Annotated in this window: 23 protein-coding genes; 5 read left to right on the top strand and 18 right to left on the bottom strand. The window is 36.9% G+C overall.

What is annotated here, in order from left to right; translation table 11 throughout:
- Positions 1–281: 281 nt before the first annotated feature.
- Positions 282–1,172: an ATP-binding protein gene (locus tag AC11ZT_RS06405; protein WP_484058800.1), complete on the top strand. Its 891-nt coding sequence runs from the start codon at positions 282–284 to the stop codon at positions 1,170–1,172.
- 3 nt (positions 1,173–1,175) lie between these two features.
- A complete protein-coding gene (locus AC11ZT_RS06400) occupies positions 1,176–3,050 on the top strand; it encodes a vWA domain-containing protein (protein WP_484058799.1) in 1,875 nt (624 codons plus the stop codon).
- A gap of 64 nt (positions 3,051–3,114) precedes the next feature.
- Here the strand turns inward: AC11ZT_RS06400 and AC11ZT_RS06395 are convergent, their stop codons facing one another.
- The 10 genes from AC11ZT_RS06395 to gloA2 all read right to left on the bottom strand — a co-directional run bounded on the left by AC11ZT_RS06395 (position 3,115) and on the right by gloA2 (position 10,256).
- Complete coding sequence (locus AC11ZT_RS06395; RefSeq protein WP_484058798.1) at positions 3,115–3,396, bottom strand: hypothetical protein; 282 nt, start codon at positions 3,394–3,396, stop codon at positions 3,115–3,117.
- Positions 3,397–3,510: 114 nt separating this feature from the next.
- Complete coding sequence (locus AC11ZT_RS06390) at positions 3,511–3,690, bottom strand: H-type small acid-soluble spore protein (protein WP_379971228.1); 180 nt, start codon at positions 3,688–3,690, stop codon at positions 3,511–3,513.
- Positions 3,691–3,834: 144 nt separating this feature from the next.
- The gene (locus AC11ZT_RS06385; protein ID WP_484058797.1) at positions 3,835–4,131 is read right to left on the bottom strand and encodes a rhodanese-like domain-containing protein; all 297 of its coding nucleotides are present in this window, start codon (positions 4,129–4,131) and stop codon (positions 3,835–3,837) included.
- Between the two features lie 23 nt (positions 4,132–4,154).
- Entirely contained in the window at positions 4,155–4,418 is a 264-nt protein-coding gene (locus AC11ZT_RS06380; protein WP_379971226.1) for a metal-sensitive transcriptional regulator, read from the bottom strand.
- 102 nt (positions 4,419–4,520) lie between these two features.
- On the bottom strand, positions 4,521–4,808 hold the full coding sequence (locus AC11ZT_RS06375; RefSeq protein ID WP_379971225.1) for an ArsR/SmtB family transcription factor: 288 nt from the start codon (positions 4,806–4,808) through the stop codon (positions 4,521–4,523).
- A gap of 99 nt (positions 4,809–4,907) precedes the next feature.
- Positions 4,908–5,222, bottom strand: coding sequence for a thioredoxin (trxA, locus tag AC11ZT_RS06370; RefSeq protein WP_379971224.1), 315 nt, complete (start codon positions 5,220–5,222; stop codon positions 4,908–4,910).
- A 139-nt stretch (positions 5,223–5,361) separates the two neighbouring features.
- Positions 5,362–7,002 carry a CoA-disulfide reductase gene (locus tag AC11ZT_RS06365; protein ID WP_484058796.1) on the bottom strand — a complete coding sequence of 547 codons (1,641 nt, stop codon included), beginning with the start codon at positions 7,000–7,002 and terminating at the stop codon, positions 5,362–5,364.
- Positions 7,003–7,178: 176 nt separating this feature from the next.
- Positions 7,179–8,333: an acyl-CoA dehydrogenase family protein gene (locus tag AC11ZT_RS06360; RefSeq protein WP_484058795.1), complete on the bottom strand. Its 1,155-nt coding sequence runs from the start codon at positions 8,331–8,333 to the stop codon at positions 7,179–7,181.
- An 89-nt stretch (positions 8,334–8,422) separates the two neighbouring features.
- A complete protein-coding gene (locus AC11ZT_RS06355; protein ID WP_484058794.1) occupies positions 8,423–9,748 on the bottom strand; it encodes a hemolysin family protein in 1,326 nt (441 codons plus the stop codon).
- A gap of 121 nt (positions 9,749–9,869) precedes the next feature.
- The gene (gene gloA2 / locus AC11ZT_RS06350) at positions 9,870–10,256 is read right to left on the bottom strand and encodes an SMU1112c/YaeR family gloxylase I-like metalloprotein (protein WP_484058793.1); all 387 of its coding nucleotides are present in this window, start codon (positions 10,254–10,256) and stop codon (positions 9,870–9,872) included.
- A gap of 232 nt (positions 10,257–10,488) precedes the next feature.
- Between gloA2 and AC11ZT_RS06345 the strand changes: the two genes are divergently transcribed.
- Both AC11ZT_RS06345 and AC11ZT_RS06340 read left to right on the top strand, forming a co-directional pair.
- Complete coding sequence (locus AC11ZT_RS06345; RefSeq protein WP_484058792.1) at positions 10,489–11,499, top strand: LCP family protein; 1,011 nt, start codon at positions 10,489–10,491, stop codon at positions 11,497–11,499.
- A gap of 292 nt (positions 11,500–11,791) precedes the next feature.
- On the top strand, positions 11,792–13,045 hold the full coding sequence (locus tag AC11ZT_RS06340) for a VanW family protein (RefSeq protein WP_484058791.1): 1,254 nt from the start codon (positions 11,792–11,794) through the stop codon (positions 13,043–13,045).
- Between the two features lie 4 nt (positions 13,046–13,049).
- Here AC11ZT_RS06340 and AC11ZT_RS06335 read toward each other — a convergent pair whose 3' ends face one another.
- Entirely contained in the window at positions 13,050–13,322 is a 273-nt protein-coding gene (locus AC11ZT_RS06335; protein WP_484058790.1) for a hypothetical protein, read from the bottom strand.
- 15 nt (positions 13,323–13,337) lie between these two features.
- Positions 13,338–13,832 carry an RNase A-like domain-containing lipoprotein gene (locus tag AC11ZT_RS06330; RefSeq protein ID WP_484058789.1) on the bottom strand — a complete coding sequence of 165 codons (495 nt, stop codon included), beginning with the start codon at positions 13,830–13,832 and terminating at the stop codon, positions 13,338–13,340.
- A 257-nt stretch (positions 13,833–14,089) separates the two neighbouring features.
- Between AC11ZT_RS06330 and AC11ZT_RS06325 the strand changes: the two genes are divergently transcribed.
- The gene (locus tag AC11ZT_RS06325; protein WP_484058788.1) at positions 14,090–15,556 is read left to right on the top strand and encodes a nicotinate phosphoribosyltransferase; all 1,467 of its coding nucleotides are present in this window, start codon (positions 14,090–14,092) and stop codon (positions 15,554–15,556) included.
- Between the two features lie 59 nt (positions 15,557–15,615).
- Here the strand turns inward: AC11ZT_RS06325 and AC11ZT_RS06320 are convergent, their stop codons facing one another.
- The 6 genes from AC11ZT_RS06320 to AC11ZT_RS06295 form a co-directional block, all read right to left on the bottom strand.
- Complete coding sequence (locus AC11ZT_RS06320; protein ID WP_484058787.1) at positions 15,616–16,935, bottom strand: hemolysin family protein; 1,320 nt, start codon at positions 16,933–16,935, stop codon at positions 15,616–15,618.
- A 123-nt stretch (positions 16,936–17,058) separates the two neighbouring features.
- The gene (locus tag AC11ZT_RS06315; protein ID WP_484058786.1) at positions 17,059–17,469 is read right to left on the bottom strand and encodes a MerR family transcriptional regulator; all 411 of its coding nucleotides are present in this window, start codon (positions 17,467–17,469) and stop codon (positions 17,059–17,061) included.
- Between the two features lie 326 nt (positions 17,470–17,795).
- A complete protein-coding gene (locus AC11ZT_RS06310; RefSeq protein WP_484058785.1) occupies positions 17,796–18,623 on the bottom strand; it encodes a hypothetical protein in 828 nt (275 codons plus the stop codon).
- 263 nt (positions 18,624–18,886) lie between these two features.
- Positions 18,887–20,806 (bottom strand): APC family permease, encoded by a 1,920-nt coding sequence (locus AC11ZT_RS06305; RefSeq protein WP_484058784.1) that lies wholly within the window; start codon positions 20,804–20,806, stop codon positions 18,887–18,889.
- Positions 20,807–21,113: 307 nt separating this feature from the next.
- A complete protein-coding gene (locus AC11ZT_RS06300) occupies positions 21,114–22,355 on the bottom strand; it encodes a sensor histidine kinase (RefSeq protein ID WP_484058783.1) in 1,242 nt (413 codons plus the stop codon).
- Between the two features lie 4 nt (positions 22,356–22,359).
- The gene (locus AC11ZT_RS06295; protein WP_484058801.1) at positions 22,360–23,028 is read right to left on the bottom strand and encodes a response regulator transcription factor; all 669 of its coding nucleotides are present in this window, start codon (positions 23,026–23,028) and stop codon (positions 22,360–22,362) included.
- Between the last annotated feature and the right edge of the window lie 23 nt (positions 23,029–23,051).

The raw sequence follows: 23,051 nt of genomic DNA, 5'->3' as shown, positions 1-23,051 counted from the left end.
CCTCCTAATAGTCCCCCTGCAAATCCGCCCCCAAATGGATACGGATGATAGCCTCCATGGTGATGATGTCCACCTTGATGATATCCACCATATTGATTGTGTGGCACAAAAATCACCTCCTTTTCCTTCATGATTGTTTCTTTTCACTATATGCAAGATAAGTGCGGAGAGATTGGGCACAGAACATCTTTACAGCGAATCAGAAACTCCCTTTCTTTACACTAGAAAGAAAATCAAGGTATTATATAGGCACTATGATTAAATAGATTGGTGGTAAAACAATGATAGAATCTATTCACCTACATGAACCATTGCGTACACAGCTTTTAACGATTCATGAACAAAATAAAACAAAAAGTGATAGTCATAACCTTGTAGGAAGAAAAATGTATAAAGCACAAGATCCAAGCATTATTGAAGATGCCATTACAGCATTACTTCTCGGAAAAAACATTCTGCTTAAAGGACCGACAGGAAGTGGAAAAACAGTATTAGCCGAAATGTTATCCTACTTATTTCAAAAACCCATGCATAGCATTAACTGCTCCGTTGATTTAGATATAGAAGGAATTCTAGGTTATAACACTCTTAAAGCGAAAGAAGGGACAGCTGAAGTTGTATTTGTAGATGGCCCTCTAATGAAAGCAATGAAGCGCGGACATTTTTTATATATAGATGAAATCAATATGGCTAAACCTGAAACATTACCATTGTTACACGGTGCGTTAGATTATCGAAGACAAATCACAAATCCATTTACACAAGAAGTTGTAAATGCAGATCAAGAATTTCGGGTCATTGCTGCCATCAATGAAGGCTATGTGGGTACAAGTGAACTAAACGAAGCATTAAAAAATCGCTTCATTGTTATTGAGGTACCCTACATACAAGGAGAAATGTTAACAGAGTTGCTTGCTACAGAGTCCAAACAGGCAAATAGAAATATACTAGAGAAATTCACTCAATTTTCAAGTGACCTCATCCCTCTTGTCAAAGACGGACGCATTAGTGAGGAAGCTGCAAGCATTCGTTGTATGATTGATGCCTGTGATCTAAGTACCTATATTCCAACATTACGTGCGATTGAACGTAGTATTGTAAGCAAAATGAATGACGAAACCGAACAAGAAACGATTCGTGAGCTTGCAAGAAGCTACTTTGCAGAGGAATAATTAATGAGACAAGTATTTGATGATAAAAAAATCGACACTTCCCTCTTCTTACAATTAGAAAATCTTATGTTCGCACTTTTAAAAGAACAGAATGCTTCCTTAGAGTATGGATTTCAAGCTTACTATGATGAACGAGACCATACAGTTGTCATTAGTCACTTCTGGGATTCTCGTCCTGCTGCTGACCGTGTACTAGGTTTAAAAAGTGAAGTATATATAAAAGCACTAGGATACAAATACAACAGTAATATGGGGAAAATACGGGAGTTTGCAACAGAGATCCAACATTCTCCCCTACGAAGTTTTCTAACTCAATTGTTCGTTTTACTTGAGGATTCTCGTGTACAGGAGAAAGTAATCCAGAATCGTCCTGGCACAAAGATTCTGTTCCAACGAAGAACAGAAATATATCGCACTTATTTTCAATCGCAATTTGAAGTCAACCGTATCCGAAATTTTCAAGCTGATATGTTATTTTGTCTTTGTTATCTGACATTATCGAGCGATTCGTATGTTAGCTTTCCAAACCCTTACTGGGAAGCAATCCAACCGATGTTATACGAATCCTATCAATCCCAGACAACTGAACATACAGTGCGCATTATCGAAAACATACGCTATCGACTCGAAGAAGATATGCCAAGTGACATGATTAATATCTATTTCGGTCTTGCACCTATAAAGGCTTCCAACACCAACGAAAGCGAACCATCTCATAACAAATTAGAAAATTGTGACGTGCAGCAAGTAGAGGATGAAGAAAAGAAAGACACTATAGATGAATCCTTATCGACTTGGCATCGTGAGAATAAAAACAATGAACATGAGAATTATATACGTTTTGAATTAGAACGTGGGACAAAAACAAATATTACAGGAAACACAGCACGCGAGTCTGAAGATCAGGACCAAGCACTTGGTTCCGTAAAAGGGCATTCACAGAAGAGTAGCCAAACTTTAGGGCCGGAAGAAATAAAGGATGAGTCTGCAAAAAGGCCTACATTGATAAATACGCATCAGTACGGCAAATTTAATATAGGTGCTATTCATACGGTAAAACAAGCACGCCATCCTCTATTAGAGGAAAGAAAAACGTATGCATTGGTTCAAATGTTTGTAAAAAAAGACGTACAAGAGCTAAAAAAAACCATTGAAAAAACGATTGAAAATAAACAAAATGCAGTAGCTGACAAATTTTACGGTCGACTACGAAAAAAGTTCCTTCGTATTTATACAGAAAAGCAACCGCGCCTGTTTTTCAAAAAAGGGCATGAATCCAAAGAACTCGATGTAGTATTCAGTCTACTTATCGATTGTTCGGGCAGTATGTATAATAAAATGGAAGAAACGAAGAAAAGTGTCGTCCTTTTTCATGAAGCACTGCAATCATTACGGATTCCGCATGCGATCAACGGATTCTGGGAAGATGCATCGAATGCCAAGAAGGAATTTAAACCAAATGTTCTTCATGAAGTCATTTCATATGAAACCTCTCTTCATGGTCATGGTCCTGAAATTATGCAACTTCATGAAGAAGAAGATAACCGAGATGGCTATATCATACGAGTTATAGCAGAGCAGTTAGCAAAACGACCAGAAAAACATAAATTTTTACTTATTTTCACTGACGGCGAACCATCTGCATTTGATTATCATCAAGACGGGATACTTGATACCCATGAAGCAGTAAAGTTAGCTCGTAAAAAGGGAATCGATGTGATTGGGATTTTCATTGAAGAAGGTGAGATAAAAGATGAGACCCAAGAACTAATGAAAAATATATATAACTATCATTATCTAATAGCCAATCATGCAAAAGATTTGCGCATGAAAATCAAACCATTACTTAAAAAACTTCTGCTGCGAATTATTCAATAGATCAGAAAAAGAAGGAGTAAGACCAAGAATCCTTATTCCTGGTTTTACCCCTTCCTCTTTTCGTTTATCCTTCACTAGCAAAAGGTGTCATCTCGTTTTTGCTAACAGTATATACCTGTCCATTACGCACTTCGGCAATTATGTTGGCGGTATCTTCAAAAAACAATCCATTATTCAATCCTTGATCATACGTACTGTAAAAATAGCCTTTATGTACAACTTTAGGTGTGGCTACATTTCCATTCCATATGCTCGTGTACTCTTCATCAGATAACAAGATAATATCATTCTCACCGCCAACTAAATAAGCTGGCCTTTTATCATATGAAAAATGATGCGTTTCCATAGCTACACCTCCCCTATTAGTATGTCCGTTATATACATCCTTATTCATAAGAAAAACAGAAAATGGTGATGGGATAACAAAAAGGACGAGACAAAAAAAGCCGTCTCGTCCTTTTTATATTTCCTGTAATTCCTGTATAGGAACTTCTACTTGTTCTTTTGGATTTTCCACATCATATATATGGGCTGTTTCCGTTTGTTCGTTACAATTCGTTATCCAAACAGATACCCCATTGTATTCCACTTTAACAGAAGATGGTGATGAAAGAATTTGTTTCACTCTATTTACATGCAAAGTATGGTCCCTCCTTTCCTTTATCTTCTGTTAGGGTTTCCCTATTATGAACATGTATGCTTGCATTTTACTATTTGAACACAAAAAAGTACCACAGTCTGTATACTGTGGTACTACTTTCCACTCAACTTTCACCGTCTCTCGTTACTCGACGTCCCCAGTCCAATCTAACATTCCGCCTTCAACATTTGTAACTGAGAATCCCATTTCTTCTAAGAATGCACATGCCTGTGCACTACGTCTACCAGAACGACAGACAACAATATATTCTTTCTTTGGATCTAGTTCTGTATATGTGACAGGAAGATCACCTAGACGATATTGTTTTGCAGATGGAATCATTCCTTGTGCTACTTCTTCGTCCTCTCTTACGTCGATAATATTTAAGGACTGACCTGCTTTCAATTGACTTTCTACTTCTTGTGGTAAAATGGTTTTCATGCCAATCCTCCTTCTTTTTTTTATTAGCGACTTTTCACAAGCAGTTCCACTGCTTCCTTCACTAAATTACGATTTTCATATTCGCCGTTTTCCATTTGACCTCGTAAGCATTGTTCTAAATTTGAGCCGACAACAACACCAATTGTACGGTCAATAGCTGAACGTGCAGCACTTAATTGTGTCACTACTTGCTTACAATCCTGTTCTTCTTCTAGCATACGAAGGATACCGCGAATTTGTCCTTCAATTCTTTTTAGACGATTTTTCATCTCTTGTGTGTATTCCATAACGAATTCTCCTTTACCAATACCTTTAGAGGTATCGTATTACAGGGTACAATAAATGTCAAAGGAGTTAAAAGCAATGTAGACATACTCACTCTTTTCGTATTAAGAAAATAAAGTATTCATTACATTGTTAATTTTTTCATCATGTATTTTATAATACACTTCTAGACCTTTACGTTCATATTGTACAACCTTGGTTTGCTTTAGTTTCGTTAAATGCTGTGAAACGGTAGACTGTGGAATATCTAAAATTTCTTGTAACTTAGATACGTTACACGTTCCCCTCTTCATCAACTCTTGAACGAGACGTAACCGCAAAGGATGTGCGAGAGCACGTAGCATTTGAACATCATCGTCGGAAATTTGGTAATCAAACTGATTTTGACACATGTGTTTCCCCTCAATTTCTATCTCTATTAACCCACATTTCATCTTAGTTTCTACTTAGTAAAAGTAGAAACTAAGATGAAAGAGTAGATTACTTCTATCTTATATATATTGGTTCAAAATCTCAACTAATGCTTCTTTTGGTTGGAATCCTACGATTTGACCAAGTGGATTCCCATCTTTAAATAAAATTAATGTTGGAATGCTCATTACGCTAAAACGTCCAGCCGTTCCTTGATTCTCATCAACATTTACTTTAACAATTTTAACTTTATCTCCCATTTCACTATCGATTTCTTCCAGTACGGGACCAACCATACGACAAGGTCCACACCAAGGTGCCCAAAAGTCAACAAATACTAATCCCTTTTCTATATCTTTATTAAATGTTTCATCAGTTGCATGTACAATTGCCATCTTTCTTCCTCCTACCATATGTTTTCTTTATTATCTACATTATGCTTTCATATGTGACCATTTTACTATACAGGGTATCAAAACTCAAAATAAATAGCGTTCCCTTTTGGAAATAAAACAGTCAAATACTCTTCTATTTTTAGCAAAATACGTTTGAATATGTTTTATATCCTCCATCTAGGTTCTTCACGGTAAACCCATATTGTTCTAACAATCGACTTGCAATGTATCCACGTAATCCAATTTGACAGGTTACATAAACCGTGTGTGTTTTATCAATTTCATCCATACGTTCGCGAAGTTCATCAAGCGGAATATTCACAGATCCTTTAATACTTCCATTGGCAACTTCATTTGGATTTCGCACGTCAATTAGAACGTTCCCTTGCTTAATTAGTTCATCGATTTCATACCATTGTATGGTTTTTACTTCTTCATTTGCAACATTCGATGCAACATATCCGGCCACATTAACCGGGTCTTTTGCAGATGCAAAAGGAGGAGCATAAGCAATTTCTAAATCTGTCAAGTCAAATACAGTAAGGTTTCCTTTGATTGCCGTAGCAATTACATCAATTCGTTTATCCGCACCCTTTTTTCCAACGACCTGTGCACCGTAAATAGCCCCTGTTTCTTTATTGAATAGAAGCTTTAATGAAAGCGGCGCAGCCCCTGGATAATAGGTAGCATGGTTTGCTGGGTGTACATGTACCACTTCATACGGAATTTCGAGACGTTGTAATGTTTTTTCATTATTTCCCGTTGCTGCGACAGTTATGTCAAATACTTGCACAATGGATGTCCCCATTGTACCGTTGTACTTCACATTTTTTCCGTTGATATAGTCAGCAACTAGTCGGCCTTGTCGGTTTGCTGGCCAAGCAAGCGGTACAAACGTTTCATGTCCATTTACATAATCACGAACTTGGACGGCATCTCCGATTGCGTATATAGATGGATCTGATGTTTGGAGTGTATCTGAGACTACGATCGCCCCGCGAAGTCCTAATTCTAATCCTGCCTCCTTCGCTAGACCATTTTCAGGTACAACGCCAATTGCAAGAATAATCATATCTGTTTCAATTTCTTTCCCACTCGTCAGCTTAACGATTGCACCTTCATTTTGAAATGCTTCTACTCCGTCTTCGAATATAAGCTCTACACCATTCTTTTCTAATTCTTTATGAACAATGGCAGCCATTTCGAAATCGATTGGCCCCATAACCTGCTTATTTCGTTCTACTATCGTTACAGCTACATTACGTTTTTTTAAGTTTTCAGCCATCTCTATTCCAATAAAGCCTCCGCCAATTACAACGGCACGCTTCGGTTTTTGTTCATCCACATATTCCTTTATGCGATCCGTATCAGGAATGTTACGTAATGTAAACAATGCCTTCGCTTCTTGCAAGCCTGGAATAGGTGGTACTATAGGCTTTGATCCTGGTGAAAGAATGAGAGTATCGTATTCCTCTTCATAGCTTTCTCCATTTTCTTTATTAATAACGGAGACTGTTTTTCGATCTCGATGAATGGCAGTTACCTCACTATTTACACGAATATCTAACTTATATCGTGTGGATAATCCTTCTACGGTTTGAACAAGAAGCTTCTTTCGTTCTTGAATCACATCTCCGATATAATAAGGTAATCCACAATTCGCAAATGATATATATTCCCCGCGTTCAAACAAGACAATTTCATCTTCCTCATTTAAACGACGAAGTCGCGTAGCTGCAGTTGCGCCACCGGCAACGCCTCCAACAATTATAATTTTCATAGTAAAGCCCCCTTTTTACACGTATAAGCATCTTTTACAAGCTCATCATATACCCTTATGGGTATAATGTAAAGCTGATCTTATTACAATTTTATGAATAAAGGAAATGGAGTAAGATGTGCTGGCGAAATAAATAAAAAAAGCCAAGAGTAGACATCAAATTCTACTCTCGGCTCTTATTCCTCTGTCGCTAATTTTGCCAGCAGAGATAGGGTGATATCATCCATTGGTGGATTGTGTAGGCCTGCTCTTACATTCAAGTAATAACGATGTAATGGATTTTTAGCTGATAAGCTTCTAGCCCCTACAATTCGCATTGCTTTATCAACTACTGCAATGGCTGCATTCGTTGCAACGTATTTAACTGCAGCTAGTTCTCCTTTTATCTCTTGACGATAGCCTCGATCATATTGCTGTGCCACACTATACATGAAATGACGCGCTTGCATGAGTTCTACTTCCATTTCTCCTATCAATCTTGTAACGTTAGGAAGAGTTGCAATCGGCTCTTGTATACTATTATTTTGATGAGTTTTAGCAAATGTGATAGCATACTCACAGGCTGCTTTTGCAATACCTAAGTAGCAGGCAGGTATATGAAGAAGGGAGCCATTTACCTTGCCTTTTCCTTTTATTTCAACTAAATAAGAAAGAGGTACTTTTACCTCGTCAAGTACAATGTCGTGACTTGCCGTACCTCTCATTGCTACGCTATCCCATGTTTCTTCAATAGAAAATCCGCTAGTCCCACGTGGAATTAAAAAGCCACCAACTTCATCAGTATCTGCAATCGTTGCCGTAACAATAAAATAATCAAGTACTGGTGACATAGAAGTAAATGTTTTACGCCCGTTAATGATCCATACATCGTCTTGTTTATTAGCAGTGGTGGTTGGTTTTCCTCCGCGTGCAGGACTTCCAGTAGCTCGCTCAGAAGCAGCACGGTTTATAAGTGCTCCCTTGTTAATGTTCTCACACATCCATAAGAAGATTTCTTGATCCCAAGCCTTGGTTTCTGCTAGTTCTAGTACAATTGCCATATGCCATCCTATTGACAAAGCCGTTGCACCATCGCCCTCCGCTATTTTCTCTTGAAATAGTAGGAAATCATAAAGGGAAATCCCTCCGCCTCCAAATTCTGTGGGTACAGTTTGCATCGTATAGCCAATATGTTTTAGGTCTTCTATGTTTTGAAATGGAAAGGAACCTAACTCATCAAGGGTATACTCACGCTCTGCAAATTTCGGCAGTAGCTGCTCAATTTGTTGAATCATATGATGCTGGGTTTTTGTTGTAACAAATAAATCCAAATTCCCACCTTCTCTTTTCATGTATTATCCCATATTGTAAGGAAATGCTTCTTTTTTTTCAATGAAAAGGATTCTATTCATTCAAACGAAAAGCAGGTAATAACCTGCTTTTACAAAGATGGTACCTCTAGTTGTACTTCTTTATGAAGACGCTTCGCTTCTACGCGTTTAATTTGATGTGAATCTAGTTCTGTTACTTTTAATATCCAATCCTCTACTCGAAATGTTTGCCCCAATGCAATAGTAGAGTCTTGGGTTAAAATCCAGCCACCAATTGTATCCACATCTTCTTCTTCTATATTTACACCTAGAAGATCATTTACTTCGCTTACGAGTACCTTTCCATCTAATATCTTGTAATCATCATTCACATCCTGAATAGGCGGCTTTTCATCGCCATCGTATTCATCGCGAATTTCTCCAACGATTTCTTCTAAAATATCCTCTAGCGTAACAATCCCAGCTGTTCCACCATATTCATCATATAAAACTGCTAGTGGTATTCGTTTCTTCTGCATTTGGATTAGCAAATCATGGATAGGTACTGTTTCCATAACTTCTATAACTGGGCGCATTATGGATTGAATCGATTCAAATGCTTGATCTTCTTCATTAATATAATGAGCAAAAAAATCCTTTACATTAACCATACCTAGAATTTCATCTTTATCTTCTCCAAATACCGGATATCTCGTATACTTTTCATTTCGAATTGTATGAATGTGCTCGTCCATTGGCTCTTCCGCATATAAACCAACAATTTCAGTACGAGGAACCATAATTTCTTTTGCAATTCTGTTATCAAATTCAAAAATATTATTCACATATTTAAATTCAGTTTGATTAATTTCTCCGCTCTCATAGCTTTCTGACAAGATAAGACGCAATTCTTCTTCTGAGTGCGCAACTTCATTGTCAGAAGCAGGCTTCAGGCCAAACAAACCTGCAATAAAACGAGCTGATGAATTCAACATCCATATAAACGGAAATGTGATTTTATAAAAGTAAAGGAGTGGCTTCGCACAAACTAATACCACTTGTTCTGCCTTTTGGATTGCTAAAGTTTTCGGTGCCAATTCACCTACAACAACATGTAAAAATGTTATGAAAGAAAAAGCAATAACGAACGCAATGGTATTCGATATGGCAGGTGCTACCTTTACTTTTTCAAGTAACGGTTCAATTAAGTGGTAAACCGTAGGCTCTCCCAACCAACCTAGACCTAGGGAAGTAATCGTTATTCCCAGCTGCGTTGCCGACAAATATTCATCTAAATTTGAAATAATCTTTTTAGCTGCTAACGCACCTTTTTTGTTTTCTGCAACGAGCTGATCAATTCGACTCGTTCGAACCTTCACGATTGCAAACTCAGTTGCAACGAAAAATCCTGCAATTGCAATAATTAAAACAATAAATAATAAGTTCCATCCGTCCAACAAAGACCCTCAGTCCGAAAACTAAGGTGTCACCTCCTGTATTTCAAAAAAATTAAGTACCTGTATTGTTCCTCATTTTGTTAAAACAAACTCCCTTAAAATCTTTCCCGTATAAAAAGCTTTATGCTTCATATAATTCCAACGGCAGTTGATCTGGATCATGAAAAAATACAAATTTTTTATGGGTAATAGAATCAATTCGAATTTCTTCCGTACTTACTCCTCTCGCATTCAGTTCATTTACTGCCTCTTCGACATCATTTACTTCAAATGCAAGATGTCGTAATCCAGCAGCTTCTGGGAAACTAGGACGCTTGGGTGGATTTGAAAACGAAAATAGTTCAATTTGGTATTCACCATTTACTGCTAAATCAAGTTTATACGACTGGCGCTCTGATCGGTATGTTTCCTTTATTACAGAAAACCCAAGTAGATCTACATAGAAATGCTTGGATACTGCGTAGTCAGAACAAATGATTGCTGTATGATGAATTCTAAGTAGCTCCAATTCATTTTCTTCCTCTCATGAATATCTTTATTTTAACTGTTTATCCTATAAAAAAACACTGTATTCTACTCAATAAGCATTTCATTTCACTATTTTACACAATTTATGCGGCTATATTGTTGGAATCAGCCTAAATTGTAAAATCTATATTATATTATACAGCCATTCCATATTTTTCTGCATTAGAATAATCATCTTGATACAGCTTGTAGCAATATAATAAAGGAGGGTAATGATAATAGCAACTATACAACAAGACAGAACGAATAATCATCGTAGAAAAAAAGGCCATATACTCTTGTTTGTCTTCATTTCTCTACTTTTTATAGGTACTGTTAGTTACAGTTCATATTTATACATGAAAGTAAAGGCCGTTACAGATCATTCCTATAAAGACCTAGAACGTGGCTCGGTATCAGAACAAAGAGAAAAAGCAGTAGAACCGCTATCAGGGAATCTCTCACTATTAATTATGGGAGTAGACGAAAGCAACGAACGATATAAAGAATACGGAGACGCAATTCGAACGGATGCCCTCTTACTTGCAACCATTAATAAACATGATAAGTCCGTCAAATTACTTAGTATACCTCGAGATTGCTATGTATATATTTCGTCACGCCAAAAGAAGGATAAAATTGCTCATGCGCATGTGTTTGGCGGGGTTGATAGTACCATTCAAACGGTAGAGCACTTTTTAAATGTTCCGGTAGATTATTATGTAAAATTCAATTTCAAGTCTTTTACGAAAATTGTTGATGCACTAGGGGGTATAGATGTACAGGTTCCTGTTAATGCGACAGAACAAAATAGTCTTGACCAAGCGAATGCGATCACCCTGCAAAAAGGTCAGCATCATTTAAATGGTGAACAGGCTCTAGCCTTAGCAAGAACAAGGCATATTGACAGTGATTATATGAGAGGGCGTAGACAACAAATCGTGTTCGAAGCAATCGCTAAAAAGGCACAATCGGTGGAAACGCTAGGCAAACTAGGAACAATCATGGATGCAATTGGAAGTGATGTAAAAACAAATTTAACACTTGATGATATGATCAAAATTGCGAACAATATGGTCACGTCCCCATTACAGATAGAGAAGCTACAAGTTAAGGGCGAAGATCAATATATACAAGACATTTATTACTACGTTCCAAATGAAGCTGAACTCAGAAATACTACAAATATCTTACGAGCACATTTAAATATGGGAGATAATTCTATTCAGAATTCCACTCCATAATAACTAGAAAAAGCAGATTCTTAGCATGTTTCTGCTTTTTTATTTATGTTTGCATACATAAAAAATATAATTTATTACATGTACTTACAAAATAATCTAAATTTATAACAATTTAGATTATTTTCGTTTATAATTAACATATATGATAAATGCGTCCAAGATAAAATATTACAATGACGTAACATTCTTAATCTTTTTGTTACACAGTTTATAAATTTAATAGTATACTAGTAAACAAAATGAAGAGCTTTTCTTCAGCAAGAAGAGTTGCTACAAGTTAGGGGGGAATCAAATGGCAGTTCGTAAATACATTATAGGTTCCATAGTTGCTGGAGGGATTGGCCTCGCTGCATTAGGAGGTTATGGATATAGCTATGCTTCTACTTTAAACAAAGAGATGGATACCTACGTTTTGCCTCATACAACATTTGAAGGTATATCTTTAGATGGAAAAACAAAGGACGAAGTTCGAACCATTATTAACCAAAAAGTAGACCAGTACAATCAACAAAAGATTACATACACTTTAAATGACCAAACTAACACGTATAGTTGGAAGGACTTAGGTGTCGGGTACAATGGAACAGAGATTGTAGATCAATTATTTAAAGAACAGCAAGGCTCTTTACTTGATCGCTATGAATTACGGAAAAAAGCACAAAGTGTTGGATTAAACAGACAATACCATGTGCAGCCCTATTTAGATACTGCTAAATACGATGAATTTATAAAAGATAAATACAATGATCTGTTAACCAAGCCAGAAAATGCTTCATTATCCGTTAATGGAACGAACATCTCCATTACTTCAAGTAAGGATGGTTCGAAGGTAGACAAAAGCCAGCTGCCCACATTAACAGCAGAAGCTATTAAAAATGCATCAACGAATATAGCACTGCCCATTGTTACCGTAAAACCAGAACATACAACGGAAGACATGCAGAATATGGGCATCCAAACTGTAATTGGAGAATATCATACATCTACGGGTGGAAGAGACGGTAGTCAAGTGTTTAATGTTTCACGTGCAGCTAATTCATTATCTGGCGTACTTCTTGCACCAGACGCAGAATTTAGTTTTAACGACCGTGTTGGCATTACTGATGCGGATCACGGCTATCAATCTGCACCAATCTACGTGGATGGAAAAGTGGAACAAAGTGCTGGCGGCGGTGTTTGCCAAGTAAGTAGCACACTATACGGAGCAGTGTTACGAGCAGATTTATCCATTGTTTCAAGAAGCAATCATTCTCTTCCTGTTCATTACGTGCCACTCGGTCAAGATGCTACGGTTGCTGATTATGGTCCAGACTTTAAATTTAAAAATAATACTGGACACTATATATACATTCAAGCTATGGTTGAAAACAATGATGCAGTTGTTCGAATTTTTGGAACCTCCACTGGAAAAAGTGTTCAAGTTTCCTCTCAAGTTACAAGTGAAACGAATGATAAAATATACGTGGACACCTTTAAAACCGTTACACAAAACGGTGTAGTCATTTCCAACGGCCGTATTTCAAAAAGCACATACAAAAAGGCGTAAATGCTTACGCCTTTTTATTTTGTAATTCACTTATAAGTAATAAGATCCACTCTTTCGCTCTTTCATTTGAAAACTCTCTATTTCCATATTTCTGAATCCACTCTACTACCATATCCCATGCTTCTTCATTCTTAATGGATTGCAATTCTTTACCCAGTTGTCCCTTGATTTCATCACTCTCATGCTTTTTAAATTCTTGAATCACATTCCACATTTCCTCTTCATACAAGCTCAGCGTGCAATACGCCTGTAAAAAATACTTGAACTGTAAATACAAAGGAATCCCACCTTATTATAAGTTTGGATATGAAGTTAATAGACTATAACCACGAGAGTTTGTAGAACTTTTGGCAAGAACCGTTACAGTATCCATAACATTATCATGAACCTTCATGTCTTTGCGAAGCACTGACTTCCCAGTCGAGAAAGTATGATGAGTATTTAATACTAGACGGTCTTGCTTTCCATCTTTCAGCCATTGCTGGATTTCCTGATCATGCTTTGCTAGTACCTCATTTACAGCCTTTACTGCACTAGCCTTATCATAATATGTACTAGCTGCCGATACACTTTCCTGCTGCAATCGTTGTCTTAGCTGTTCATCTGTTTTTCCAACATGACGTTCTAATGTATGCCCATTATTAGGGGGGCCTTCCATCTCATCCAATATTTTATCTGTACTTTTTGGATTACTCGTAGTTGTGTGCTGCAGTTGTGTAGACTGAGAACAACCACCTAATAAAAATATAATAAGCATTGTAATCCATAGAAAACGAAGGTACTTCATTTTATCACCTCTATAATTCTAGTATACAAAAAAACAAAGATGATGGACATGATTTCCCACAATCAAAGCATTTTGAACAAAATCCTCCCACTTTTTATACTGTTTTTCAAGTTTAAACAGGAAAATGAATATTCTATCTGGAATGTATGGTTACAGATAGCACATACTTATTAGGAGAGAAACTTCTAATTTTGTTGAAGTTCGCCCCTCCCCATTCCTGCTACTATTAATAGAACGTTGTAACGGAGGACAAATACATGAAGAAACGATATGAAGATGACAGTTTAGCATTGCACACAGATTTATACCAAATTAACATGGCACAAGCGTACTTTGAAGATGGCATACACGAACGTCGTACAGTATTTGAAATATATTTTCGAAAGATGCCCTTTGGCAATGGCTATGCCCTATTCGCAGGTCTTGAAAAAGTAATAGACTACATTAAAAATTTCCGGTTTTCTGAAACTGATCTTGACTATTTACAAAATGAATTAGGCTATGCGAAAGATTTTGTAGCCTATTTGAAAGACATGAAATTTACGGGTACAATTCGCTCCATGCATGAAGGGGAACTTGTCTTTGGAAATGAACCCATCTTACGAGTAGAAGCACCTCTCGCAGAAGCACAAATTATCGAAACACCATTGCTAAACATTGTGAACTATCAAACATTAATAGCAACCAAGGCCTCTCGTATGAAGCAAGTTGCTGACAATGATGTGTTAATGGAATTTGGTTCACGCCGTGCACAAGAGCTTGATGCTGCGCTATGGGGAACGCGAGCAGCCTATATTGGTGGATTTTCTTCAACAAGTAACGTACGGGCTGGAAAACTATTTGGCATCCCTGTATCTGGCACCCATGCACATTCATTTATACAAGCCTACCGAGACGAATATATAGCCTTTAAAAAATATGCAAGCACACATAAGGATTGCGTATTTCTTGCTGATACATATGATACTTTAAAATCAGGTGTCCCCAACGCCATTCGCGTTGCAAAGGAACTAGGAGATACAATTAACTTTATTGGTATTCGACTAGATAGCGGTGATATGGCTTATTTATCAAAAAAAGCTCGTAAAATGTTAGATCAAGCAGGATTTCCTAATGCGAAAATTGTTGCATCCAGCGATTTAGACGAATATACAATCATGCATTTAAAATCGCAAGGTGCGAAAATAGATGCTTGGGGAATTGGAACAAAGCTTATTACAGCCTTTGACCAACCCGCTCTTGGAGCTGTTTACAAGATGGTATCTATTGAAGATGAACATGGTAAAATGGTCGACACGATCAAAATTTCGTCCAATCCAGAAAAAATAACTACACCCGGCTTAAAGAATGTATATCGAATTATAAATAAAGAGAATGGTCATGCAGAAGGAGACTATATTACGCTTGAAACAGAAAACCCGCAATTCGAGAAACGATTAAAAATGTTTCATCCCGTGCATACATACATGCGTAAATTTATAACAAACTTTGAAGCAAAGGATTTACATACCGATATTTTCATAAACGGCGAAGCAGTTTATGAACTACCTGATATTCAAACCATTCAAGCCTATGCTGCGAGTAATCTGAGCCTACTTTGGGATGAATACAAACGAATGTTAAATCCAGAGGAATATCCAGTCGATTTAAGTCAAGCTTGTTGGGACAATAAAATGTCTCATATACAAGCTGTACGTGAGAAAGTATTAAAAAATATGGAGTAACATTGATTAGAAACCAGTTCTACATATTCAAAAAGCAAAAAAAGAGCAAGCAAACAACTTTAAACGGTTGCCGCTTGCTCTTCTATTTCTATTTTACGTATTTCCACTCGTTTAATTTGATGGGAATCTTTTTCTAGCACTTTAAATGAATACCCATCTCCTTCTACAAGCTGACCTTCTTGAATAGCATGCTTTCGCATCATAATCCAACCGCCGATTGTATCTACATCTTCTTCATCCATACGCAATCCGAATAAATCATTTATTTCACTAATTAGTACTTTTCCATCTACAATTTTATGGTAGTCAGAAATATGTTGAATTGGCGGGCTTTCATCTTCATCATATTCATCCCGAATTTCCCCAACTATTTCTTCTAATATATCCTCTAAAGTAACCAAACCAGCCGTACCGCCGTATTCATCATAGAGAATGGCCATTGGGATTCGTTGCTTTTGCATTTGCAATAACAAATTATGAATCGGAATCGTCTCCATTACTTCAATAACAGGACGCATAAAGTTACGTACCGACGCCAGTTCTTCGGTGGACCCATTCATATAACGAATAAAAAAGTCCTTTACGTTAACCATTCCAATAATATCATCCTTATCCTCACCAAATACTGGATATCTAGAGTATTTTTCATTTTGAATAATTTCCATATGTTCTTCAACAGGATCATTCATATATAATCCGACTATCTCTGTACGTGGAACCATAATTTCCTTCGCAACCCGGTTATCAAACTCAAATATATTGTTCACGTATTTAAATTCTGTCTGATTGATTTCTCCGCTCTCATAGCTTTCGGAAAGAATTAAACGAAGCTCTTCCTCTGAGTGGGCAACTTCATGTTCAGAGGTTGGTTTAAGGCCAAATGCTCCTGCCACAACGCGGGCAGAAGAATTTAATAGCCAAATGAAGGGATATGCTACCCAATAAAAGAATAGTAAAGGTCGTGCGAATAGCAGACTTACTTGTTCCGCTTTTTGAATTGCAAGTGTTTTTGGTGCTAACTCCCCAACAACGACGTGCAGGAATGTAATCAATGAAAACGCGATGAAAAACGAAAGGGTTCCTGCAACAGCCTCAGCAAGTTTCAATTGTGTCATTAATGGCTCAAGCAAATGATATACAGTTGGTTCTCCCAACCACCCGAGACCAAGTGAAGTGACGGTAATCCCAAGCTGGCAAACTGATAAATATTCATCCAAACTAGAGATTATTTTCCTTGCTGCTATCGCCCCTCGTTTCCCTTCTGCGACCAGTTGATCAATTCGACTACTACGCACTTTTACAATTGCAAATTCGGCAGCCACGAAGAAGCCTGTAAAAGCGATTAATATCGCCACCATGACCAAATTAAATATCTCCAAGCAATTCCCTTAGTTCGAAGAACTAAGGTGTTCACCTCCTGTGTATATATCAGTTATTCTTCATCCAAGTTGAGCAAACATTCATTTCTTTATGTCCAATGTATTCTAATTTTCTACCGAAATTCATCTTAAAAATAATGTTAAGGAATTAATAAGCATAACAGCTTTCCCAGATATATGCTTCATCATGACATTCCGCTCATTTTCTGGCAGTCCGTCCACAAGTGAGTGTAATTCTGATAGTTCTTTTTCTAATTGATAAATGTGAAATGATGCTTCATCCAATTGTTCACCGACTGAACTGTCTTCATATACGGGATTTCGCTTTTGTTCAAGCAGCAATTTAATATGCGAAAGTGGCATATTAAGCTTTTTATATTGTTCAATATAGTGGAGCTCGTTACATGCTGTTTCATCAAAATAGCGATAATTGGAATCAGAACGAGATGGTTGCAACAGACCTAGATTCGTATAATAATCAATGGTTCGCTTTGAAACTTGAGTAATTTGCGCCAACTCTCCGATTCGGTACACATTCCCAATGAAGACACCTCCTCATCTTACTATATTATGTAATGTTACCATACCAAAAAGCGTACAGTCAAACAGTACAGTTATGCAATTTTCGATAATATTTAACAAAAAAATGACTGGAATAAGCAAGGCCATGAAAAAACATGAACTTTGAAAAACAGGTGCGGTGGTTACTTATCTGTGCGACCATTTTGTTACCGCTCGCAAGCTTTTTTCCCATGAGCGGGTTAAATTCAAGCTAGATTTTTCCATTCCTAATTCATAAATAAGGCCACTGAAAAATAGTACTTTTTCAGTGGCCTTGAATAGGCTCTAGCCATTTTTTATTATTCCGAATCTGGCAACAAATAATAATACAATTCTTCTTGATTTGTAGAGGTCCATGGTGAAAATTCAATTGTACTCGCTTTATCAGGATTTACAGCAGTAATTTCTTTTATAAGATCATCCGTACTTTTTCCATTACTATCAATGTGAAGTTCGTTCGCGACTTTCTTCGTATTTGTATCCCTGACTTCTGTAACCAACTGGAAAATATCTTTTCCATACGTTGATATTCCAAGCGATTTCGCTTCATTTACGGTTTTTGCTTCGCCAACTTGCTGGATAATCGCTTCTTGGGATTTTCCATCCGTTTGAATTCCTAACTGTTTTGCTTCTTCCTTCAGCTTCGCTCCGTACACTTCTTCAGCTACTGCAGATGACTCCTTGCCTTCTGTAGGTATTCCGAGTTGTTTTGCTTCTTGCATTAGCTTTTTATCATTCATTTCTTTCATCAGCTCGGACACTTCTTTCCCATCCGTTGCTATTCCTAAGCTCTTTGCTTCATTTTTCATTTTTGTTTCATATATTTCTATATATAAGTTATCTACATTTTTCCCATTCGTATCAATGCCTAGACTTTTGGCTTCCTTAATCACTTCGGCTTCCCGTGTCTCTTTCTCTAACAAAAGCACATCTTTGCCTTCTGTTGCAATCCCCAGCTCTTTTGCCTTATTCATAACATCTTGCGTATTGGAGTTTATTTTCACTTCTTGCTTATTGTTTGGCAAAGAAGTCGGTGTAGCATCATTTTGGCTAGCCCATACCGTTATGCTACTAATGGTTACAGCAGCCAATGTAATGAAAATACCAGACAATACCTCTTTCTTCATAACGCATCCCTCCTTAACCTTATTGTATCTTTCGTTTATGTCGATTACATGTCAGCTTGCGTGCTAAGAGACTCTATATGTAAAGTTTAACCGAGCATAGAAGATTTCATAAACGTACATTCCAACAATTATGTAAAATTCATTCTTGCCTCATAATAAGTATGAATAACATTTCTTAAATTTAGCTTAAGAAAATAAAAAATGAGTCAAAAAGGAGTTTCCTTTTTGACTCATTTTACTTTTTATACACATGTAATAATTTCCTATTTTTGAAGATGGAAAGGAACTGATGTAATGACAATATCTTTATTACGTAACAACCAAAGTCTTAGCATAAGTGCACTTTGATTATGTAATAAATTATGCCACCACTTTCTTGGAATGAATTGCGGTATAACGACATGAACAGTAACAGATTCTTCATTTTTTAATTCAATTGCACGTATTAGACGCATTAATGGTTCAAGAAGAGAACGGTATTTACTCCGTAATACAACTAGTCTACAAGGAGAACCCCAATCCTTCCATTTCTTCTCCATTCTTTCCGTTGATTCATCGTCGTATCCTACATATACCGCTATTGGGTCAACATCTAGTCCCTTAACAAAGGACAATGTGTTGTTGACAACCTGATGCACACCAGATACAAGAACAAGGGTTACTACTTTATTTGCGGTTGGATGTGTAAGGTTTAAATCGATACGCAATTGTTCGGCAATGTTATCATAATGATTTCGAATTGCTAACGAAAATAAGATGATTACTGGAAGAACAATAAGAACGACCCATGCTCCGCCTGTAAATTTCGTAAATGCAAAAATAGCGGCTACAACCGAAGTAAGTATCCCTCCAAATGTATTGATTGCAAACTTTATTTTCCAATTCGACCCTTTCACTCGTTTCCATCGCCGCATTAATCCAAATTGAGCAACCGTAAAGGATAAGAATACTCCGATGGCATAAAGCGGAATAAGTGCATTCGTTTTAGCACGAAATGTAATAATTAAAATACATGCTAACGCAGCTAAAACAATGATGCCGTTAGAATAACCGAGGCGATCTCCACGATTTGACAAGCCTCGAGGAAGAAATCCATCTGCAGCTACAATCGCAGCAAGTTGAGAAAATCCTGTAAATGTAGAGTTTGCAGCCAATATTAGAACAATAAATGTAAACCAAATAATAATTTGATACACAACACCATGTCCGAAATAAATGCCAGTTAATTGTGAAAGCATCGTATTTTGCGGATTTGGCGAAATACCTTGAACATATAAATGATATGAAAATCCTAGTAATGTTATTGCTGTTACTGTTCCCAATGCTATATACGTTTTAATTGCATTCTTCTGCTGTGGTTCTCGAAAAACAGGAACGGCATTTGAAATCGTTTCAATTCCAGTAAGTGCTGAACAAGCTGAACTAAATGCCTTTAGTATAAGCAATGTCGTTAATCCTTGCGGCACCGTACCAAAGGAAGGTGTTTGAGGCTGTACAAAACCATGATTGAGTTCATCAAAAAAGCCGGTGAAAATAAGGATAAGCATACATATCATAAAACCTATTGTTGGCCAAGCAAATAACTTGGCAGATTCTGCAACTCCTCTAAGATTCACGACTACTAGAAACAACACACAGCTTATAGCTAGTATTGTCTCATACGGAGCAACAACAGGATATGCAGATGCAACAGCCTCCATTGCCGCTGATACAGATACAGCAACTGTTAGCACATAATCAATAAGCAAGGAACTAGATGCAATTAATGCGACGTATCTAGGTTTAAAGTTATCCTTTGCAATAGCATAGGCACCGCCACCGTTCGGATAAGCCCAAATCCCCATAATATAAGAAAGAATTAAAATAGCAAGCAACACAACGGTCGATATAGTTATCGGCAAAATAATCCATCTTGCATCTGGACCTAACTTTATAAGCTCCGTTATACCTGATTCCGGTCCATAGGAAACGGATGAATACAAATCAGCAGATAATATCGGGAGTGCAATAAACCAGAGTAATTTTGTATGCTGTGCATGTAATTCTGCCGTACGCATGGGACGTCCTATTAAAAAACGCTTAACACTGCTGAAATTTGTAATGGATGACCACAAAGCCAATAGTGCTCCAACGAAAACAATGGCCTCAAGAAATTTTACTACCGTTTGATGATCGAATTGCATTTCTAATTTCCTCCATCATCTAATATGTAAGACTATTCTAGTGTATACGAAACAGCCGTTTTTTCACAATCGTATGTGAAAGTTCATGAAAACATTCTGAACGTAGGCATGTACCTTATTCATAATATGACAATTTTTACGTTTAGTCATTCATAAAATAAAAAGGCTGACTGTTTATAGGAAAAATAACACTATTTTGCAATTTCATCTTTCCCATTATCGAACTACATTTGCTGTACTCTTCGACCAATCTAATAAAAAAGCTGTCCTACAATTCCCAGAAAATGTACGACAGCTTACAAGATGTTTATTTTTTTTTATGCTTGGGAAACACAACCTCGAATCGTGTTCCTTTCCCAAGCTGACTGTATACTTTTACTTTCCCTTGATGTTTCTCCACAATCCATTTTGCTATGGAAAGACCAAGTCCGGCTCCCTTTGCCAATGTTCTTGCGCGATCACTCTGATAAAAGCGATCAAATATTTTCGGTATATCCTCCTCGGCAATTCCTATTCCATTATCCTCCACCTGGAGTGTAATATGTGAAGAACTTTGCGTACACGAAAGAATAATTGTTCCACCAGCTTTCGTATACTTTAGGGAATTATCAAGTAATATAACAAGTAATTGATGTAATTTTTCTCTATCTCCTACATAAACAAGATTTTGATCCACTTGTAAGCGTAATGTTTTATCTTGATAAGTAGCAAGATCCTCGTAGGAGTTCATAATCTCTTCGAATAGTTCATTTAAACTAAATTCTTTCTTTTCCATTTCAATCTGATTAGAATCAGAACGTGCTAACGTTAACAGATTAGAAACAAGCTTGGTCAACCGCCGGCATTCCTTAGAAATAATAGAAATATCAAGTGCTTTATCTTGGATGGTAGAAGAAGGAGATCGAAACAATAAATCTGTTTTCGATTGAATGACAGCAAGTGGTGTTCGCAACTCATGGGAAGCATCAGATACAAATTCTTGCTGCTTATTCCATGCATTTTGAATCGGTACAAGAGCGCGTCTTGCCAAGAAATAGCCAGCCGCCACAGCAAATAAAATACCAATTCCACATCCAATTAGCATAATAAGCAATAATCGATTTAGTAAGCTATTTTCTGAGTCGATATTTCGAAGTGTCTGTACGGTAGTGCCAGTCGTATCATCTTTTACCGTTAATGTTCGAAATGTGAAATTCCCCACCTGCATATTTTGAATTTTATTTAATTCCTTAGGTTTTATCGTAGATTCATATTGTAACAAATAACCCATATCACCCTTAGTTGCGATAATTTCATTTTTTTCATCTCGAATAATAATGGACAAGCGTGGATCATGTGAAATCCCGAAATCTTTCGGTTTTTTTTCTACATAACCTGAATCCCTGTTCGTTCCCTCTTGATGAGTTATAACCAATTGTAAAGAATTATCGACATCATTATATAACCGTTGTTGCATATAATAATAAATAGTAAATCCTAACGTACCTATTAATATTACAAAAATAAGAGAATTCAAAAGAGTAAGTCTAATCTGTGTGCGTTTGAACATATGATTACTCCTTTAACATGTATCCGACTCCACGAATCGTTTTAATGTCATTGTGATAGCCAAATGGTTCTAGCTTTTTACGTAAATGATGGACAAATACTTCGACGATGGCTATGGTAGTATCTGAATCAAAGCCCCAAACACGATCATAAATTTGTTCTTTTGTTAAAATGACTCCTTTATTTTGAATCATATACTCAAGAAGCTCATACTGCTTAAATGTTAGTTTAATTGCCTCTCCATCAATAGTTACACTTTTTTCTTTATTAAACAATTCCATACCTTTATATACTAAAGTTTGACTCATCGTAAGACTTCCACTTCGACGTAACAAGGCGCGGATACGAGCCATAAGTTCTGGTGCTTGAAAAGGCTTAACTAGATAATCATCTCCGCCATAGTCTAGTCCCTTCACACGATCCTCCAAAGAATCTCGCGCTGTTAAAAACAATACAGGTGTATGGTTTTCTTCCTCACGCAGATGCTGAATAATTTCAAATCCATTCATCCCTGGTAGCATAACATCTAATAAAATGGCATCATAAATATTCTGACGTGCCAAATACAAGCCATCTTCACCATTCGAAGCACTATCTGCTTCAAATTCATCACTTACTATCTCTACTATAGATTGTAATAAAGAAATATTATCCTCGACGACTAATAAACGCATATCGTTCTCTCCTTGCTGATACG

Source organism: Ectobacillus sp., assembly GCF_056992975.1.
Note: the sequence above shows the minus strand (reverse complement) of the source record. Positions and strands in the feature narration are given on the sequence as shown.

Excerpts from the sequence above, each read along its gene's own strand:
- AC11ZT_RS06330 (WP_484058789.1), bottom strand. The coding sequence starts at position 13,832 with ATGAAGTACCTTCGTTTTCTATGGATTACAATGCTTATTATATTTTTA.
- AC11ZT_RS06400 (WP_484058799.1), top strand. The coding sequence starts at position 1,176 with ATGAGACAAGTATTTGATGATAAAAAAATCGACACTTCCCTCTTCTTA.
- AC11ZT_RS06385 (WP_484058797.1), bottom strand. The coding sequence starts at position 4,131 with ATGAAAACCATTTTACCACAAGAAGTAGAAAGTCAATTGAAAGCAGGT.
- AC11ZT_RS06395 (WP_484058798.1), bottom strand. The coding sequence starts at position 3,396 with ATGGAAACGCATCATTTTTCATATGATAAAAGGCCAGCTTATTTAGTT.
- AC11ZT_RS06405 (WP_484058800.1), top strand. The coding sequence starts at position 282 with ATGATAGAATCTATTCACCTACATGAACCATTGCGTACACAGCTTTTA.
- AC11ZT_RS06325 (WP_484058788.1), top strand. The coding sequence starts at position 14,090 with ATGAAGAAACGATATGAAGATGACAGTTTAGCATTGCACACAGATTTA.
- AC11ZT_RS06380 (WP_379971226.1), bottom strand. The coding sequence starts at position 4,418 with ATGGAATACACACAAGAGATGAAAAATCGTCTAAAAAGAATTGAAGGA.
- AC11ZT_RS06340 (WP_484058791.1), top strand. The coding sequence starts at position 11,792 with ATGGCAGTTCGTAAATACATTATAGGTTCCATAGTTGCTGGAGGGATT.
- AC11ZT_RS06295 (WP_484058801.1), bottom strand. The coding sequence starts at position 23,028 with ATGCGTTTATTAGTCGTCGAGGATAATATTTCTTTATTACAATCTATA.
- AC11ZT_RS06365 (WP_484058796.1), bottom strand. The coding sequence starts at position 7,002 with ATGAAAATTATAATTGTTGGAGGCGTTGCCGGTGGCGCAACTGCAGCT.
- AC11ZT_RS06310 (WP_484058785.1), bottom strand. The coding sequence starts at position 18,623 with ATGAAGAAAGAGGTATTGTCTGGTATTTTCATTACATTGGCTGCTGTA.
- AC11ZT_RS06375 (WP_379971225.1), bottom strand. The coding sequence starts at position 4,808 with ATGTGTCAAAATCAGTTTGATTACCAAATTTCCGACGATGATGTTCAA.
- AC11ZT_RS06300 (WP_484058783.1), bottom strand. The coding sequence starts at position 22,355 with ATGTTCAAACGCACACAGATTAGACTTACTCTTTTGAATTCTCTTATT.
- AC11ZT_RS06360 (WP_484058795.1), bottom strand. The coding sequence starts at position 8,333 with ATGAAAAGAGAAGGTGGGAATTTGGATTTATTTGTTACAACAAAAACC.
- trxA (WP_379971224.1), bottom strand. The coding sequence starts at position 5,222 with ATGGCAATTGTACATGCAACTGATGAAACATTTAATAAAGATATAGAA.
- AC11ZT_RS06345 (WP_484058792.1), top strand. The coding sequence starts at position 10,489 with ATGATAATAGCAACTATACAACAAGACAGAACGAATAATCATCGTAGA.
- AC11ZT_RS06305 (WP_484058784.1), bottom strand. The coding sequence starts at position 20,806 with ATGCAATTCGATCATCAAACGGTAGTAAAATTTCTTGAGGCCATTGTT.